This is a genomic window from Natrinema sp. H-ect4 (assembly GCF_041894845.1).
Classification (GTDB): Archaea; Halobacteriota; Halobacteria; order Halobacteriales; family Natrialbaceae; genus Natrinema.
On record NZ_JBHDYC010000025.1, the window covers coordinates 28,125 to 41,438 of the forward strand.

15 protein-coding genes are annotated in these 13,314 nt (G+C 63.8%); 7 read left to right on the forward strand and 8 right to left on the reverse strand.

Annotation, left to right across the window (positions count from 1 at the left end; translation table 11 throughout):
* Positions 1 to 173 precede the first annotated feature (173 nt).
* Positions 174 to 809 carry a rubrerythrin family protein gene (locus ACEWFR_RS21345; RefSeq protein ID WP_374062939.1) on the reverse strand — a complete coding sequence of 212 codons (636 nt, stop codon included), beginning with the start codon at positions 807 to 809 and terminating at the stop codon, positions 174 to 176.
* 106 nt (positions 810 to 915) lie between these two features.
* Here ACEWFR_RS21345 and ACEWFR_RS21350 point away from each other — a divergent pair, with 106 nt between their 5' ends.
* Positions 916 to 2,148, forward strand: a complete 1,233-nt coding sequence (locus ACEWFR_RS21350) for an MBL fold metallo-hydrolase (protein WP_374062940.1) — start codon at positions 916 to 918, stop codon at positions 2,146 to 2,148.
* 87 nt (positions 2,149 to 2,235) lie between these two features.
* On the opposite strand, the gene ACEWFR_RS21355 is transcribed toward ACEWFR_RS21350, so the two are convergent.
* Positions 2,236 to 2,571 (reverse strand): 2Fe-2S iron-sulfur cluster-binding protein, encoded by a 336-nt coding sequence (locus tag ACEWFR_RS21355; RefSeq protein ID WP_374062941.1) that lies wholly within the window; start codon positions 2,569 to 2,571, stop codon positions 2,236 to 2,238.
* A 210-nt stretch (positions 2,572 to 2,781) separates the two neighbouring features.
* Between ACEWFR_RS21355 and ACEWFR_RS21360 the strand changes: the two genes are divergently transcribed.
* Positions 2,782 to 4,188, forward strand: coding sequence for a geranylgeranyl reductase family protein (locus ACEWFR_RS21360; protein ID WP_374062942.1), 1,407 nt, complete (start codon positions 2,782 to 2,784; stop codon positions 4,186 to 4,188).
* Positions 4,189 to 4,306: 118 nt separating this feature from the next.
* On the opposite strand, the gene ACEWFR_RS21365 is transcribed toward ACEWFR_RS21360, so the two are convergent.
* Positions 4,307 to 4,486, reverse strand: coding sequence for a hypothetical protein (locus ACEWFR_RS21365; protein WP_374062943.1), 180 nt, complete (start codon positions 4,484 to 4,486; stop codon positions 4,307 to 4,309).
* Between the two features lie 83 nt (positions 4,487 to 4,569).
* Between ACEWFR_RS21365 and ACEWFR_RS21370 the strand changes: the two genes are divergently transcribed.
* Complete coding sequence (locus ACEWFR_RS21370; protein ID WP_374062944.1) at positions 4,570 to 5,367, forward strand: DUF4397 domain-containing protein; 798 nt, start codon at positions 4,570 to 4,572, stop codon at positions 5,365 to 5,367.
* A gap of 28 nt (positions 5,368 to 5,395) precedes the next feature.
* Here the strand turns inward: ACEWFR_RS21370 and ACEWFR_RS21375 are convergent, their stop codons facing one another.
* Both ACEWFR_RS21375 and ACEWFR_RS21380 read right to left on the reverse strand, forming a co-directional pair.
* Positions 5,396 to 6,676, reverse strand: coding sequence for an amidohydrolase (locus ACEWFR_RS21375; protein ID WP_374062945.1), 1,281 nt, complete (start codon positions 6,674 to 6,676; stop codon positions 5,396 to 5,398).
* Between the two features lie 112 nt (positions 6,677 to 6,788).
* Positions 6,789 to 7,124 carry a 30S ribosomal protein S10 gene (locus tag ACEWFR_RS21380; RefSeq protein ID WP_374062946.1) on the reverse strand — a complete coding sequence of 112 codons (336 nt, stop codon included), beginning with the start codon at positions 7,122 to 7,124 and terminating at the stop codon, positions 6,789 to 6,791.
* Positions 7,125 to 7,310: 186 nt separating this feature from the next.
* On the opposite strand from ACEWFR_RS21380, the gene ACEWFR_RS21385 reads away from it, so the two are divergent.
* Together ACEWFR_RS21385 and ACEWFR_RS21390 are read left to right on the forward strand one after the other, a co-directional pair.
* Positions 7,311 to 7,754, forward strand: coding sequence for a bis(5'-nucleosyl)-tetraphosphatase (locus ACEWFR_RS21385; RefSeq protein WP_098724482.1), 444 nt, complete (start codon positions 7,311 to 7,313; stop codon positions 7,752 to 7,754).
* A 189-nt stretch (positions 7,755 to 7,943) separates the two neighbouring features.
* Complete coding sequence (locus ACEWFR_RS21390; RefSeq protein WP_374062947.1) at positions 7,944 to 8,993, forward strand: DUF5787 family protein; 1,050 nt, start codon at positions 7,944 to 7,946, stop codon at positions 8,991 to 8,993.
* A gap of 36 nt (positions 8,994 to 9,029) precedes the next feature.
* Here the strand turns inward: ACEWFR_RS21390 and ACEWFR_RS21395 are convergent, their stop codons facing one another.
* Together ACEWFR_RS21395 and ACEWFR_RS21400 are read right to left on the reverse strand one after the other, a co-directional pair.
* Positions 9,030 to 9,530: a DUF5797 family protein gene (locus ACEWFR_RS21395; protein ID WP_098724484.1), complete on the reverse strand. Its 501-nt coding sequence runs from the start codon at positions 9,528 to 9,530 to the stop codon at positions 9,030 to 9,032.
* 48 nt (positions 9,531 to 9,578) lie between these two features.
* Positions 9,579 to 9,896, reverse strand: a complete 318-nt coding sequence (locus ACEWFR_RS21400) for a hypothetical protein (protein WP_374062948.1) — start codon at positions 9,894 to 9,896, stop codon at positions 9,579 to 9,581.
* Between the two features lie 568 nt (positions 9,897 to 10,464).
* On the opposite strand from ACEWFR_RS21400, the gene ACEWFR_RS21405 reads away from it, so the two are divergent.
* Positions 10,465 to 11,586: a hypothetical protein gene (locus ACEWFR_RS21405; protein WP_374062949.1), complete on the forward strand. Its 1,122-nt coding sequence runs from the start codon at positions 10,465 to 10,467 to the stop codon at positions 11,584 to 11,586.
* Between the two features lie 25 nt (positions 11,587 to 11,611).
* Here ACEWFR_RS21405 and ACEWFR_RS21410 read toward each other — a convergent pair whose 3' ends face one another.
* Positions 11,612 to 12,901 carry an MFS transporter gene (locus ACEWFR_RS21410; protein WP_374062950.1) on the reverse strand — a complete coding sequence of 430 codons (1,290 nt, stop codon included), beginning with the start codon at positions 12,899 to 12,901 and terminating at the stop codon, positions 11,612 to 11,614.
* Positions 12,902 to 13,016: 115 nt separating this feature from the next.
* Between ACEWFR_RS21410 and ACEWFR_RS21415 the strand changes: the two genes are divergently transcribed.
* Positions 13,017 to 13,271, forward strand: coding sequence for a hypothetical protein (locus ACEWFR_RS21415; protein WP_374062951.1), 255 nt, complete (start codon positions 13,017 to 13,019; stop codon positions 13,269 to 13,271).
* The last annotated feature ends 43 nt before the right edge of the window (positions 13,272 to 13,314 follow it).

The window sequence follows — 13,314 nt, forward strand, 5'->3', positions numbered from 1 at the left end:
ACGTCGTCACCACGTACGCCGACTATCCCACTGTTGCAGCTCGTCGATCCATACCCGACACTGATGTCGGCAGTCCATTCTTCACCGTTCCGTCGCGGTCCATCTTTCAATCGAAGTGCGTATGGCTTTCGTATCCCCGGACGGCAAGCGGTCGGCGGACGCGCGGGAGCGGCTCAACAGATCGGCTTCGGATCGAGGCCGAGATCGTCCAGCGAGTCCGCGTACGCCTCGTACGCGATATCGACCACGTCCTCGGCGACCATCCGCGCGCGGTCCCAGTCGTCGCTTCCCTCACAGACGTCCGCCAGCAACTCGAGCGCCCGGTCGCCCTGCGCCGCCGTCTCCGATCGCAGCGCTCGAAAGACATCGGCACGCCGTTCGTCGCCCTCGTTGACGAAGAAACTCACCACCTGCAGGTGGGTCCGGTCGGCGACCAGAGCCCGCCCAACGACGCCGCCGAGGCGGTCCACCGTCGTCTCGAGCGTTCGAAGGCGGTCGTGCATCGGGTCGGCGTCCGAATCGTCGGGTTCGTGTTCGCCGTCGAGGAGGGCCACGACCCGGTCGTAGTGGTCGCGCTCGCGCTCCCGATACTCGGTGAACGCGTTCCGTGCGTCCGCGTGATCCTCGTCGTCGGCCCACATTCCAAAGGTGTTCGCGGCGTTACGTTCGCCGTCCGCGACCGTCCCGAGAACCGCCTCCGCCGTCAGGTTCGCGTCGGTCCGGGCGACCAGTAGCTTCGACGAACCGAGGCGCTCGAGTTCGACCGACATCGATTCCTCGATCGTTCGCTGGAATTCGTCGGCGTCCATACCGAGACGACGACATCGAGCGTGTTGAACGTTGGCGGCGACGCGAGCGATCGGTGTTGGTACACCGTGGCACGGCTTTACCCGACTCGAGCGCGTATCGCGTCCCATGAGCGACCGGAGCGACGCCGCCGACCGACCGGCCGACGAGGCCGACGAGACGCCATCGATCACCCCCGACGCGCTGGCCGATCGGCTGCGATCCGGCGACGAACTGACCGTTCTCGACGTCCGCGACCGCGACGAGTTCGAGCGCTGGCACCTCGAGGGAGAGGGCGTCACGGCCGTCCACATTCCCCACATGAAGTTCATTCAGGCTGAAGTAACGGGCGGCGCGGACGATCTCGTGGCCGATCTGGCGGAGCCGATTCTCGCAGTCTGCGGCCACGGTGAGGCGAGCGCGCACGCCGTCTCCCTCCTTCGAGACGCGGGCATCGACGCGCGCAACCTCGCCGGTGGGATGGACGCCTGGGCGGATCTGTACGTCGCTCGCGAACTCGAGACCGAAGCGCCTGCGACGGTCGTCCAGTACGATCGACCCTCGAGCGGCTGTCTCGCCTACGCGATCTACAGCGACGGCGAGGCGGCAGTGATCGATCCGCTTCGAGCGTTCGCCGACAGGTACGTCGACGCCGCAGACGATCGGAACGCGACGATCGAGTACGCGATCGACACGCACGTCCACGCCGATCACGTCAGCGGCGTTCGAGCCCTCACGGAACGGACGGACGCCGAAGCGGTCGTCCCCGAAGGCGCGACCGACCGCGGGCTGGCGTTCGACGCGACGACGATCGGCGACGCCGCGGAACACAGTTCCGCGAGCCCTGCCTCGCACGCTCGGCAGGACGGCGACGAGTTGCGGGTCGGCAACGCGACGCTGACCGCCGTGGCGACGCCCGGTCACACGACCGAATCGCTCTCGTACCGTCTGGATGACCTCCTGTTCACTGGCGACACGCTCTTTCTCGAGGGGGTCGGCCGGCCGGACCTCGAGCGCGGGGACGACGGCGCGGCCGCTGCCGCTGGACGACTGTACGAGTCCCTCCAGCAGCGTCTCTTGGAGTTTCCCGACCCGGCGACGGTCGCGCCGGGCCACTACAGCGACGCCGCCGAGCCGCGGGCTGACGGGACGTATACCGCGCGACTCGAGACCCTATCAGACCGCCTCGCGGCGCTCTCGATGGACGAAGCCGAGTTCGTCGCCCACGCGACGAACGATCTCCCGCCGCGGCCACCGAATCACGAGCGGATCGTGGCGGTGAATCTCGGCCTCGAGGACGTCGATGGGGAGACGGTGTTCGAACTCGAGCTCGGACCGAACAACTGCGCGGTTGCCGGTTGACGGCGACCGCGGCGTAGCTGACAGCGACTGCGGCGGAAACGATGCGACGGGCCGAAGAAACGAGCGGCGATACGGACGGCGGCGCGTTCAGTCGTCGGCGACCGCGCCGTCGTTCGTGCCACCGGCCCCGAGGTCACCCTCGATGCTCGGCGGGTACTTGCCGCGATCGAGTTTCAGATCCGATTGCGGACGCGCCATGCAGGTCAGCGCGTAGTTCTCCGCCTCCTCCTCGGTCAGCCCGCGGGCGGCGGGTTGAGTGACCTCGCCCTCGAGAATTTCGGCCGAACAGGCCAGACACATCCCGACTCGGCAGGAGTACTCTTGGGCGATGCCCTCCTCGAGACACCGACTCAGGATCGTCTCCTTGTCGGTACAGGTGATCGTCTCGCCCGTCCCGACGAACTCGATCGTGTACGCTGTCATACAGGCCGCTACGAAAGACCGCACTAAAACTCTTTACTCCCCGCTGTCGTGATGGGGACGGCAGGAATCGATCACCGACACTCGCTCGCCCGGATGAACTCGGCGCAAACGGTCGAGCTGAAACCGACCCGTCGTCGCTCGGTTTCGACCCCGCTGATCCGACAATTCACACATAAAACGTTTTCTTACCGCGGTGTTCACAGTGTTGGTATGAGTACGCAGGAACAGTCGGCCGCGACCACGACGACGGGAACGCAGTCGCCGGACGCGCTCGTCGTCGGAGCCGGCACTGCAGGGTGCTACGCCGCAGCGACCATCGCACGGGAGGGGTACGACGTCGTCATCCTCGAGCGAAAATCCGAGACCGAAGCCGGCCACATCGCCTGCGGGGACGCGCTGAAGGGTGCCGACGCCTTCCCCGAGGCGATTCCGAAATCGAAACTCGAGCCGGCCTTCACCAACACCGGCGTCGATCACGGCCGCTTCGAGATTCCCCAGGAGGACACCGTCCTCGAGATTCCGGTGCCCGGCGAGCTCGCCGTCATCGACCGCTGGGAGTACGGCCGGCGGATCATCGACGGCGCCGAAGACACCGGCGTCGACTTCCACTACGATACCGTCGTCAAAAACGTCGTCCAGGATGATGACGGCCGCGTCACGGGCGTCGAGACGATCCGCAAAGGCGAGCCCCTCGAGTACGAATCCGATATCGTCATCGACGCCGCGGGCTCGCTGTCGGTGTTGCAGGACAACGTCGACTTTTCAGACTCCACGTTCGACACGAACGTCAACTACAGCCACTTCTGTTCGGCCTACCGCGAGATCGTTCACGTCGAGGAACCAGTCGAGTGGGACGACGCGCTCGTCTTCAAGCCCACCGAACGCGCGGCAGGCTACCTCTGGTACTTCCCGCGGACCGACACCGAGATCAACGCCGGCCTGGGCTTCCAGATGACCGAGGAGCCCATGCAACTGGTCGACGACCTCAAACGCGACCTCGAGAACCGCCCCGAGTTCGAGGGTGCCGAAGTCGAGGACAAACTCGGCGCCGCGCTCCCCACTCGACGACCCTACGACTCCGCCGTCCATCCGGGCTACATGGCCATCGGCGACGCCGCCGGTCACGTCAACCCGACCACGGGCGGCGGTATCGCCGGGGCCGCCTACGGCGGCAAGTACGCCGCCGAACAGGCCATCGAGGCCCTCGAGACCGGCGACTACAGCGAGGACACCTTCTGGGCGTACAACGAGAAGGTGATGGACCACTTCGGCGCGCGCTATGCCGCACTGGACGTCTACAACATCCTCTCGACAGCCGTCGACGTCGACGACCTGATGGGCTTACTCGCCGCGATGCCCGGCGACAAGCTCGCCGAGGCGCTGTACTCCGGCAGTACGGATATCGGGCTCAAACTCAAACTCGAGGCCCTGGTCAAGAGTCGCGGTCACTGGGGAACCATCTGGAACCTCTACCAGACCAAGCGCCGCGCCGACGAACTGCTCACCCACTACGAGAACTATCCGACCAGTCCCGCAGGGCTCGCAGGCTGGCAGGATCGACGCGACGAACTCATGGAGAAGGTTTACGAGACGACTGGGGCGGAGCCGAAGTACTAGCACCGACCTTTTACTCTGCGGTCTGTCGCGCTGACGGCAGCGTAGCTGCCGCACAGCGCGATGTCCCTCGGTAAAAGGTCGATCAAAAGCACTCCTCCTTCCTCTCCGTTCACGCTGTTCACTCCGAGTCAGTCGTCGGCCCGCTCGCTCCCTGCGGTCGCTCGCGGTCGGTATCGGTGAACCGCCTGCCCTCCCCCGGGTCGCAGGCTCCTCGCGTTGCTCGGAGCCCGCTCCCGGCCACTGCCGCTCGAGTGAGCCGGTTCGGCCCACAGGGACAGCAGTTTTGTGACTCTACCATGGCTTCGAATATCAGATTTTGAGATTATATCCCTACTCTGTTAGGGGATTTCGACTTTCCTGTCCCTCAAGTAACCAGTCGTGATGGTACAGAACCACACACGCCGACGCGCACTGACACTGATCGGAACCGCAGGCGGAATCGCGCTTGCCGGCTGCATGGGCGGTGATGGTGACGACGGCACCGAGATGAGCGACGACGGGTCGGACGACGGAACGAGTGATGACGGGATGAACGACGACTCCGAGACCGACGACGAGACGGTGAACGAGGGCGCGAACGTCCGCGTCGCACACCTCTCGCCCGACGCGCCGAACGTCGACGTCTACGTGGACGGCGACGCCGTTCTCGAGGACGTTCCCTACCGCGCGGTGAGCGACTACCTCGAACTCGAGCCGGGCACCTACGAGGTGATGATCACCGCTGCGGGCGATGCCGACACCGTCGTGTTCGACGAGGAACTCGAGATCGCAGAAGGAGCATTCACCGTCGCGGCACTGGGTGAACTGAGCGAGGAGAACCAGCCCTTCGCACCGGCGGTCCTCGAGGACGACATCAGCGACCCCGGCGACACTGCGCGGGTTCGCCTCGTCCACGCCTCGCCGGACGCCCCCGCGGTCGACGTGACGGTCGGCGACGGCGAGACGGTGCTGTTCGAGGGCGCGGAATTCGGCGACGCGGCGACGACCGAGGTGCCGGGCGGCGAGTACACGCTCGAGGTCCGGCCGGCGACGGAGAACAACGACGGGGACGTGGTCGCGACCTTCGACGTGGCACCCGAGGCCGGGAACGTCTACACCGCATTCGCCGTCGGCTACCTCGAGCCCGAGTCGGCTCCCGCCGACGCACCCTTTGACCTCGAGGTCGTGATGGATAACTGAGCGGCCGACAACCGGTCGACCGTCCCGATCAGGGGCGCTCGCAACCGATCCGCTCGATCGCCCCCGTCAGCACGTCGATCCCGTGGCCGATACTCTCCTCGTCGACATCGAACGTCGCCGTGTGGTGGCCGCCGGGGTGGTCGGTGCCGACGCCGACGTAGCAGGCGGTCCCGCCGTTTTCCTGCACTTTTCGCATGAGAAACGTCGCGTCCTCGCTGCCGCCGAGTTCGTCGCGCTCGAGAACGCGCTTGACGCCCGCCGTGTCGCTCGCCACGTCGGCGACGACCGAGACGAGCGCCTGATCGCTGGTCGCACTCGGAGCTTCCGCACCGGTCTCGATCGAAACCGTACAATCGTGCATCTGGGCGGCGCTCCGGAGCACCCGTCGAGTTCGGCGCTTCATGTACTCCATGAGTTCGGTCGTCTCACCCCGAACTTCGGCGACGATCCGCGCCTCGTCGGGAATGACGTTCGCGGCGCTGCCGCCCTCAACGACGCCCGCGTTGACCCGCGTCGCACCGTCATTGTGCCGGGGAATGCCGTAGAGGTTCTGGACGGCCGTCGCCATCGCCTGCACGGCGTTGCGTCCCTGCTCGGGATGGCCGCCCGCGTGTGCCGATTCGCCCGTGAACTCGGCCTCGAGGTGCGACACCGCCAGAAAGCCGTCGATGCCGGCGACGATCTCGCCAGTCGGGTGGTCGAGTCCGATGTGCATCGCGAGCAGGGCGTCGATGTCTTCGATGTGCTCGCTCTCGGCCATCGACTTCCCGCCGCCGACGACCTCCTCTGCGGGCTGGAAGAAGACCTTTAGTGTGCCCCGGAAGTCGCTCCGAGCGATCCGCTCGAGCACGCCGATTCCGATCGTCGCGTGGGCGTCGTGACCGCAGGCATGCATCGCGCCCTCGTGTTCCGAGCGAAACCCCTCGGCGACGGGAGCGTGGTCGGGGTCATCGGACTCCGCCCGCGGCAATCCGTCGATGTCGACGCGGAGGGCGACAGTCGGCCCCTCGCCGCGCTCAAGCACGGCGAGCGCGCCCGTGTAGCCCCCCTCGAGTCGCTCGAGGACGGCCTCGTCGGCCCCTGCATCTCGAGCGCGTTCGTACCAGTGAGTGAGGTCGGCGTCGTCCGGGACAGCCATCCGATGCTCGCCCGCGATGGCCTCGGGACCGACGTGGAGTTCGGCGAGGTCGTCGCCCAGTCGAGACTCGAGTTCCGCGACGATCCGTGCGGTCGTATAGAATTCACACCAGGCGGGCTCGGGCTTTTGGTGGAGGTCTCGGCGAAGCGAAATTAGGTCGTCTACGGTCATATCCGCACCTCGGCGGGAACGGTAAAAAGCCCTGTCGACGGTCTCGTCTCGAGACGATCGTGACTGGATCGTTCGTCAGCAAACTCGAGCGATCGGTTCGACTGCGGCGCGCTCAGTTGCTGCGACCCGCCCCGTGAATCTGCTCGACCTCGGCCTCAATGTGGACTGAGTCGGGGAAACTCTGTGAAGCGATGTTGCGCGCGAGGCTGTCGTGGCCGTGGATCTCGAGTTCGCGCGTGAAGACGGTGTACTTCCACGAGGAGAACTCCCGGTCGTCGTCTGCGTGGAGCCGACACCGCTGTGGGACCGAGAACGTCTCGGGGGGGTGAGAGTGGGGACCTTTCAGCGCCGCTCCCTTTCGCTCCGCGTTGGTTTTGATGTCGTCGACGATACTATCGAGCGCGGCTCGATCGCCGCTCTGGAGGGTGAGACGGGTGACGAAAGTCATGGCTAGGGGTGTCGAATACATCGACGGTCGGCGCGTAAAAACTTGCTGAGACGCACCGGTCGCCCCACCGGCGGTGACCGACTGCGAGTCGTCGTCCGACGACGTCGTGAAAATAGAGTCCGAAATCAGTGTACGCTGGACGAACAGTCCGATATTCTCTTAACGTCTCACCTATTATCCCAGTTAATGGCAGTCGAAGCTACGAGCGCAGGCGCGATCCTCTTCCGCGATACGCGGGGCCGGCGCGAGTATCTTCTACTCAAGAGCCGCCCAGGCGATTGGGAGTTTCCCAAGGGCGGTGTCGAAGGAGATGAAGAACTTCAGCAGACGGCGATCCGCGAAGTAACGGAAGAGGCAGGTATCGAACAGTTCAGACTACTCGACGGCTTCCGCAAGGACTACGACTACGTCTTCGAGGCGAACGGCAAGACGATCCACAAGACCGTTCACCTCTTCATCGCGAAGTCGTTCGAGGCCAGCGCGGAACTATCGAACGAGCATCGCGACCTCCAGTGGCGCGATTACGACCAGGCGATCAACACCGTCACGCAGGACGGGCCTCGAGAGATCCTCGAGGACGCCCACGAGTTCCTCGACGAACGCGAGGAGGAGGACGAGAACGAAGAGTAGTCGACATCTGCCGATCGTCGGGTCGAATTCAGTCGAACATCACCTCGCCACCGGCAGGTGACAGTTCGACGGCGCGCTATCGCGTCCCAGTCGGCGACTCGGCTGATAGCGCTGCTGCCGTCGCTGGCCGACTGACCGGCCACTGACAGATCGAGCAGCGTTTTTGCACCCGCGTTCCCAAGAGCCTGCGTGGACCCACACACCGCCGAGTTCGGGTTCGAACTGCGAACTTGCCGGTGGGCCGAACGCGAGTGGCCCCCGGACGAGCCCGCTAGCGACGACCGCGCGTTCGTCGTCGCCCGCCAGCTCGGGACCAAGCGCCGGCGCTGGGACACCATCGTCCTCGAGTGCGATCCCGAGGCCCTCCACCGCCGCGCGAACTTCGGTCCCGACCGGCTCGATAGCAATCTCCTCCATCTTGTCTGCAATGCCCCCGCCGAGTGGACCTACTACCGCGACGCGCTCCCCCATCCCGGCTATCCGTGGCGCTACGTCCGCGAGGCGATCCACGGCGCCGACGATCGGGGCATCCTCGCAACCAGAAAGAACGGCAATCGCATCGAGATCCGACGCAAGTGGGCCTATCCGGACTGGCTCGAGCGAATCGTCGCGATCGAGAACAAGCCGGATCTCGATGCCAGCGCTGCCCGCGCGCTCGGCACGCAACTCGAGTACGACGTCGCGATGGGGGTCGCCGACGAGGTCTGGGTCGCGACCCGAGAAACCGGCGAGCGCGTCGAACCGGTTCTCTTCGAGGATCTGCCGATCGAGGCGGGTATCCTCGCGCTCGCACCCGACGATCTCACTGCCGAGGTCGCGTGGCACCCCCGCTCGCTCGCGGTCGACGAGCCGGGAACGCGGATCCTCGAGCGACCCGACGGCGGGAAACGGGACGGCTCCGCCGCCCGGTTCGAGTCCGTCGATCCCGACTGGAAGGCCGACAAACGGCTCGCGATCGCCGAACGCGCCTACGAACGCGGCTGGCGCTCGTTCGTCGACACGATGCGTCCCGACTGCCGACACTTTCAGCTACGCGCTCGAGACGCTCACCAGGCGCTGCCGTACTGCGCCGCCAAGGGCCGGTGCCAGACGGCAGCCGAGTGCGCCGGCTCCTGTCGCGACTTCGAACCCGAGCCGCCCATCTGGCGCACCCGCGGCTGGCCGATCGAGGGCGGCCCCGGAAAACGATCGCAGCAGCTCCTCGAGGAGCGGCGCCGGCGACGACGGCCGGGACTGTAACCTCGTCGCACCGGTCGGCGGCTCGAAGGCGAGACGTCAGTCGGAGACGGCGACCTCGAGGTCGTCGCGCTCGACCGCCAGCCGGAACGTCGGCACGGTCCGGTACTCGACCTCGACGACGCCCTTGCGACGCAGGCTCTGGAGGCCCGAACGGACGTCCTCGGCCTCGGCATCGACGTCGTACTCGTCTCGGAGCTTGTGCAGCACCGAGACGACGCTCTCTGACTCCTCCTCGGGCCCGGCGAGGACGGCGACGATCCGCGCTTGCAGTTCGGGAACGCGGATCTTGGACGGAGCTCCGTCGTCGGGATCGCTCTCGATCCCCGGCTCAACGTCGACCAGGTCGGCCGCCTCCGCGGTCGCCCGGATCAGACTGTTGTCGTCCCGGAAGTAGTAGTCGCCGAGTTCGTTCTCGAGAAATTGGTGGACCTCGCTGCCGCTGTCCATCTCCCATCGCTCCTGCAGTTCGGAATTCTTCGTCGGCTGTAGCTCCACCACGTCCGCCAACCGGTCCTTGGCCTCCTCCGAGAGCGTCATCGTCGAACCGTATGGGTAACCGGTACTTTTGCGTTGCGTCCCGGTCCGTTATTTCGGCAATTCGTCAGTCACGTCTCGTAGCTCTTCGGGGATCGACCACGGAAAACACCGATCATGTAGTTCGAAAAGACGAAACTCGTTGAGGTGGACCCAACTATACGAAACGGCGTCCCGGTCCGCATTCTCCCGAGTATCTAGCTGCTCCATGAGTTCGTCAACCGAAATATCGACTCCATTTCGGCGGGCGCGGTCTACGAGTGCATCGAGTTCGGTCTCGACGGCTTCCGGATCGAGGTCTCCGTTGAAATAGATATTTACGGCGGCTGAGACCACGTCAGCATGTGACTCGAGCTTTCGAGCGGTCATCCACGCATAGTCCCTCGGCAATACGGTTGACTTTTCGAAATACGGCGTCGAACTGATCTTCCCGAGTTCGGTTACCTCCCCGCCTGCATCTTGTTCATATACGGCAACGATATGATCCGTATAGGCTGCGAGGAGATGAAACCTGATTCGAAAGGTGGGAAGGCGGTCACTATCGATCTCCCGGAGATCACCCATGAGGAACGGATACGTCCCGAGTCGTTTGTCCAACTCGTTTTGGACCATGCGTAGCCGACGGATGAACGGATCTCGGTAACTTCCGAGAACGAAATACGACGTTTCCGGGGTTTGAAGGTGTGGTATTTCGCGGTTAGCAAACCCGAGAATTTCCGATGACTCGTGTGGCTCAAGTTCGAGTCCCTGCAGTGTCTCGTCAACTTGGTCCATAATTTCTGCAGCGTTTTCGGGTGGCCCGAGATCGGTCATTTCTTTCAAATTGAGATTCCCGCAGTAAATACGTTCGCAATCGGTTTACTATATCGGCAATGAACCATACCAGTTCATCCGAACTATTATTCGTATCGGGATGTAATCTCCGCACAAGAGATCTATGAGCGACGCCCCTGCCGCGAAAGATACTGGCCCATTCGAAGAGCAGCGGCAGATCTACAAGCTACTGTCACAGGAGACGCGTCATTTGATTCTGCAACACACCCTCGCCCATCCGACGCATCTTCCTTCGCTTGACGAGCTAGCGTACCTGATACCAAAAAACAAAGCGGCGATTCGCGACCAGTTACAGGTACTTGACGAGGCAAATATCTTCGATCGATACGACCATCCACCAAACGAGGATTCTCGGGACTTGCCATCCCAATTTTACGGGCTGAGCGAACACGGTGTTTCCGTACTCGACGAGTATAACTATCTTCGCGGGTTGCCAGTCGCGCGTGCAGTGTACGACAATACGCGGCTGTCGGAGAAAGCGCAGCGGCATCGCGATGCACCACGTCCGGATCTCCCCACACCTGTCGATCAAGCACTCGCTATCGAGGAAGCGACGGACACTCCGAACGTCGATCGAATCGAACGATATCTTCGTCAGGAGAAGCCGTCCTCACGGACTGTAGCGAATCAGGTCGAAATCGTAACTGCACTCTACGAGAACGATATCGGACCGGATCATGATGGAATCAAACGGTCGGATCTGTCGGATACGGTCGCTGGATCCCCCGAATGTCGTCCGGAAACTGCTCTGGACCAACTCAGTGATGTCGATCTTGTCGAGAGAGTGACGCCGTCAGGACCAGATATTTTCGCGATTAGCGAACGTCTCGATGAGATCGTGAATGGTCAGGTCACGGAAGAAGCTGAGACGAATATCGACGCGCTCATCGCACACATCGACGACGAGTTACAGTCTGTCGAGCTGGACGACGAAGCGGCAGAGCTAGACGGTTCGCGGGCAATGGCAGCCGAACCCTCCATCGCGCTGGCCGACGGTGCAGGCCGAACGGTTCGAAGTATCCTCGCGACGGAATTCGACGTGGCTCCCGAAGCCGTACCCGAATACCTTCGTTCCGAAAGTCCGATCGACCGATTGAACGCCGCAATCGATGCGATTGAATCCTCTCGAGAGGTTACACAATCCGAAGAGTATGGTCGAATCGTCTTCGTTCACCAAGCATATCGATATCGACTCACGGACCGAGCGGTAGAACTGCTCTCGTAGCGCCACTCCGTTCGTTTGCTGTTAATCAATCGCTCCCGACGACCGGCACCGAGGCCGTCGACTCGAGCGTCTCCTCGACTTGCGTATAGACCAGAATCGCCCCGAAAACGGCGAGGACCGTTCCGAAGACGAAGGGGACTCTGAAGCCAAAGCCCACCAGTGCACCCGAGGATAGCGGCCCGATGGCGATTCCGTAGCCGAAGGCCATCGTGAGCACCGACAGCTTCGACCCGGACTCGCCCTCGCCGGCGAGATCACCCGCCAGCGCCAGCGACGGGGCGAACACCATCGCAGCCGCGATCCCCTGGAACAACCGGGCGACGAACATGAGGGCCGAAGACAGAATGAACCCCTGGACGAGCGTCGTCGGGATCAACAGGACCATTCCGATGACGATGAACGGGCGACGGCCGTACCGGTCGCAGGCCCGTCCGATCGGCGTCTGCAACGCGACCTGGGCGATGATGAACGCCGCGAACTGGAGACCGAACCAGGTCGACCCCTGCTCGAGTCGGGCGTTGACCTGCGGTTGAATGGTCGCGAACAGCGCGATCGCGGTCGCCATAAATAGCGACGCGACGCCGAGCGTGAAGATCGGATCGAGCAGGTTGGGTCCCGACCGATTGAAGACAGGAATCGAGAGATCCGCACCGGCGTTCGCGACCGTCGACTCCGGATCGGAGACGAGCACCGTCACCAGCACGTAACTGACCGTGGCCGTGATCGTGGCGATATAGAAGGCGGCGGCGAATCCGTCGATCGTCATCCCGCCGGGGAGCGCGTAGGGACCGCGACTGACCACCGCACCGGCCACCGCCGGCCCGGCACCGAAGCCGACCAGTCGAAAGGTGTTGTAGACGCCCATGTTCCCCCCGCGATCGCCGGTCGTCGCGAGTTCGTTCACGAGCGCGACCGAGGACGGGATGATGAAGGCGACGCTGACGCCCTGTAGCCCGCGGATGACCAGCAACGAGACGTACGTCTCCGCGACGACGTAGGCCATGTTCGTGACCGCCAGCCCGGCGAGTCCGACCAGAATGAACGGTTTGCGCCGCCCGAGCCGGTCCGACAACCGGCCGGTAAACGGCTGAAAGCTGCTGTTGAGGAAGCCGAAAATCGAGAGGATGACTCCGGTAATCATCGACTCCCCGAGGCCGAACGCCGTCCCGCTCACGATACCGCTGGTCACGTACAGCGGAATGACGATGATCAGAAACGAGTTGCCGATCCCGTCCGCCATTCGGGCGCCCGCCAATGCGAGTACCCGTCGGTCCACGGCAAACGGTGCGATAACCCGCTCGACGACTCTCCGCATCGACCGTATCTGTGTGATCGGACCCGATTATAGTTTCGAATCGAAATGTTGACATTCTCGACAGTACGTGCGAGTACGGCAGAACTACAAGCCGCCGGCCCGCGTCCGTCCAGCCATGTCCGATGTCAAACTCAGCCGCATCGAATCCGTCCTCGAGGACCTCGAGTACCCCGTCACCAACGACCGAGCCGCCGCCGAACTCGCGGACGTTACCCTCCTCCTCGCCGACGGCGAGCGGAATCTAGGGACGCTCATCGAACGGAGCGACAGTGATCGCTTCGAATCGATGGACGACCTCGAGTCGGAGCTCAACAACGTCCTCCCGCGCGAGGCCGTCGGCGAGCCGTATCAGTCGGAGGGCGAGGGATGAGCCCCTCTCGACGGGATCGGAGCCGAGACCGGTCAACGGTTTG

Bases quoted from the DNA above. Each gene is read 5' to 3' on its own strand.
- ACEWFR_RS21345 (WP_374062939.1), bottom strand. From the start codon at position 809: ATGGACGCCGACGAATTCCAGCGAACGATCGAGGAATCGATGTCGGTC.
- ACEWFR_RS21350 (WP_374062940.1), top strand. From the start codon at position 916: ATGAGCGACCGGAGCGACGCCGCCGACCGACCGGCCGACGAGGCCGAC.
- ACEWFR_RS21355 (WP_374062941.1), bottom strand. From the start codon at position 2,571: ATGACAGCGTACACGATCGAGTTCGTCGGGACGGGCGAGACGATCACC.
- ACEWFR_RS21360 (WP_374062942.1), top strand. From the start codon at position 2,782: ATGAGTACGCAGGAACAGTCGGCCGCGACCACGACGACGGGAACGCAG.
- ACEWFR_RS21365 (WP_374062943.1), bottom strand. From the start codon at position 4,486: ATGGTAGAGTCACAAAACTGCTGTCCCTGTGGGCCGAACCGGCTCACT.
- ACEWFR_RS21370 (WP_374062944.1), top strand. From the start codon at position 4,570: ATGGTACAGAACCACACACGCCGACGCGCACTGACACTGATCGGAACC.
- ACEWFR_RS21375 (WP_374062945.1), bottom strand. From the start codon at position 6,676: ATGACCGTAGACGACCTAATTTCGCTTCGCCGAGACCTCCACCAAAAG.
- ACEWFR_RS21380 (WP_374062946.1), bottom strand. From the start codon at position 7,124: ATGACTTTCGTCACCCGTCTCACCCTCCAGAGCGGCGATCGAGCCGCG.
- ACEWFR_RS21385 (WP_098724482.1), top strand. From the start codon at position 7,311: ATGGCAGTCGAAGCTACGAGCGCAGGCGCGATCCTCTTCCGCGATACG.
- ACEWFR_RS21395 (WP_098724484.1), bottom strand. From the start codon at position 9,530: ATGACGCTCTCGGAGGAGGCCAAGGACCGGTTGGCGGACGTGGTGGAG.
- ACEWFR_RS21400 (WP_374062948.1), bottom strand. From the start codon at position 9,896: ATGACCGCTCGAAAGCTCGAGTCACATGCTGACGTGGTCTCAGCCGCC.
- ACEWFR_RS21405 (WP_374062949.1), top strand. From the start codon at position 10,465: ATGAGCGACGCCCCTGCCGCGAAAGATACTGGCCCATTCGAAGAGCAG.
- ACEWFR_RS21410 (WP_374062950.1), bottom strand. From the start codon at position 12,901: ATGCGGAGAGTCGTCGAGCGGGTTATCGCACCGTTTGCCGTGGACCGA.
- ACEWFR_RS21415 (WP_374062951.1), top strand. From the start codon at position 13,017: ATGTCCGATGTCAAACTCAGCCGCATCGAATCCGTCCTCGAGGACCTC.